The 942-nt window shown below is 58.5% G+C and carries 1 protein-coding gene; it reads right to left on the reverse strand.

What is annotated here, in order from left to right:
* Nucleotides 1–29: 29 nt before the first annotated feature.
* Nucleotides 30–942: amidohydrolase family protein (locus A3730_RS17975; protein WP_063538607.1), on the reverse strand; the 913-nt coding region annotated here is incomplete at its 5' end.

Below are 942 nucleotides of genomic sequence, written 5' to 3' on the forward strand. Positions count from 1 at the left end.
TTGCCCTTAAATCCACGACAAATCTTCATTCAAGGCAACTTCACTGCCCCTTTTCTGGGCACCAGCGCGTCCGCATTCCCGTGTGAAAGCTGCTCCGCCACTTTTTTGGGCAATGCTTCCAGCAACGGTTCATACTCGCCCAGCACCTTCTCCATGCTGTCGAAATGCCCCACCAGGTCGGTTCCCAGGGTAAAACGGTCCGGAAATTCACGGATAAGGGCCAGCCACTCCTTGCTGGGCACGCCGTCATCAATCAGGTAGTGGTCTTTCACGCTCCACGACAGGTCGATGTACAAATTTTCATAGCGGCTCAGTAATGCCCGCAGGATAGGCGGTAAGGTCCCCAGTGGCGCCTGTCGCTCTTCCACACCACCACTGGTGCCTGCGTGGGCCAGCAAAAAACGGGTTTCCGGGTGTTCACTGAGCGCCTCTTCCAGCTCCCCCAGATAGATCGGTGTCTCTTCGCGAAGGGAGGTCAAGTTGCTGTGCAGCAACACGGGAAGATCATAGCGCCCCGCCATTGCATACACCTTCATCAGTGCCGGATGGTTGGCCCGGGGAGTCTCTCCTTCGGTGAGCGCAGTGAGCTGATCATGCCGGGTGAGAATTTCTCCAATCCCCTGCCACAGCCCCGGATAACGCTCAATGAGGCTTTCCACCTGCTCCGCTGCGTGCATGTCCGTGGGGTTGAAACCACTGATAAACGGCTGCAACCGCGCCTGCTGCTCCTCCGGCAGCGACAACACCGCCTGGGCCACAATGTCATCCGTGGCGCTGTAGTAATACAGCGGCGCCTCATCGCCCAGATAATAGCGGGGGCGGCGTGGCGCCTCTGCCTGCCATTTTTTCATCACCGGCAGACCAAATACCCAGGCTCGCTCCACACCTGCCTCATCCATGGCCGCGATCATCGCCTGGGCGCCCTCACTGTCCTGCATGAAA

This window comes from Alcanivorax sp. HI0044, from assembly GCF_001634945.1.